Source organism: Nonomuraea sp. JJY05 (assembly GCF_043496855.1).
Taxonomy (GTDB): domain Bacteria; phylum Actinomycetota; class Actinomycetes; order Streptosporangiales; family Streptosporangiaceae; genus Nonomuraea.
The window spans coordinates 1-1,318 of the sequence record NZ_JBIEIS010000127.1 but is presented as its reverse complement, the minus strand read 5'-3'; the positions used below and the strand labels follow the sequence as shown (position 1 = coordinate 1,318).

The following is a 1,318-nucleotide window of genomic DNA, read 5'->3' as shown; positions in this document are numbered from 1 at the left end:
GGCCCTTGCCCCCGATGTGTGGACACCTTGAGTACCGGATGATGGAGATCCGGAGACAAGGAGTTCCACGTGGCGATGAAGTCGTACCCGCCGGAGTTCAAGGCGGACGCCGTCGCGTTGTATGTGTCCGATCCGGGACGGACGCTGGCCTCGGTGGCCGAGGACCTGGGGATCAGCCGGGAGACGCTGCGTAACTGGGTGCGCCAGGCGCAGGCGGACGGCACCGCGGGCGCCAAGGCGCGCGGCCCGGTCAAGAAGTCGGTGCGTGGCCCGCTATCGTCCGACGACGTGCTGGAAGAGGAGAACAAGCAGCTCAAGGCCCGGATCCGGGAGCTGGAGATGGAACGCGACATCCTGCGCCGGGCGGCCAAATATTTCGCGGGAGAGACCAACTGGTGAGCCGCTTCCAGTTCGTCGACGACCATCGGGACGTCTTCGGCGTCAAGCGGCTGTGCCGGGTGCTGAAAGTGTCCCGCTCGGGCTTCTATCGGTGGACCAAGGCGGCGCCGGCCCGGGCGGAGCGAGCCGCGGCCGATGCCGCGCTGGCGGAGGAGATCAGGCAGATCCATGGGGAGTTCGACGGCACTTACGGCAGTCCGCGCGTTACCGCCGAGCTGCGTGCCCGGGGCCACACGGTCAACCACAAGCGGGTAGCGCGGGTGATGCGGCGCTGCGGCATCGTCGGGCTGCACTTGCGCAAGAAGGTGCGCACCACGGTGCCGGAACCCTCGCATCAGAAGGTGCCCGACCTGATCCGGCGAGACTTCACCGCGCCTGCCCCGAACCGGCGCTATGTCGGCGACATCACGTACCTGCCCATCGGCGATGGCCGGTTTCTCTACTTGGCGACCGTGCTGGACCTGGCCTCACGCCGGCTGGCGGGCTGGTCGATCGCCGATCACATGCGCACTGAGCTGGTGACCGATGCGCTGCGCGCGGCCGCCGCGACCCGGGGCGGCCTGCACGGCGCAATCTTCCATGCCGATCATGGGGCCCAGTACACTTCGGCCGAGTTCGCCAAAGTCTGCGCAGAGCTCGGCGTGCGCCAGTCCATGGGAGCCGTCGGGTCCAGCGCCGACAACGCCGCGGCGGAGGCTTTCAACGCCACGTTGAAACGCGAGACGCTGCAGGGCGCCAAGTGCTGGCCCTCGGCGCGTGAGGCCCGCTTGGCCGTCTTCAAGTGGATCACCCGTTACAACACCCGCAGGAGACATTCCACCCTGGGCTATCTGAGCCCGATGGACTACGAGCAGCAAACCATCGATAAGGTGCTGCTCGCCGCATGACAATCGGTGTCCACACCTCGGGGTGAGCCCCC

The 1,318-nt window shown here is 67.5% G+C and carries 1 protein-coding gene; it reads left to right on the top strand.

Annotated elements, in window-relative coordinates:
• The first annotated feature begins 69 nt into the window (after nt 1-69).
• A protein-coding gene (locus tag ACFKCF_RS61590) for an IS3 family transposase (RefSeq protein WP_394506790.1) occupies nt 70-1,286 on the top strand; the annotation gives its coding sequence in 2 pieces (ribosomal slippage) (nt 70-379 and nt 379-1,286; 1,218 coding nt in all).
• Nucleotides 1,287-1,318 lie beyond the last annotated feature (32 nt).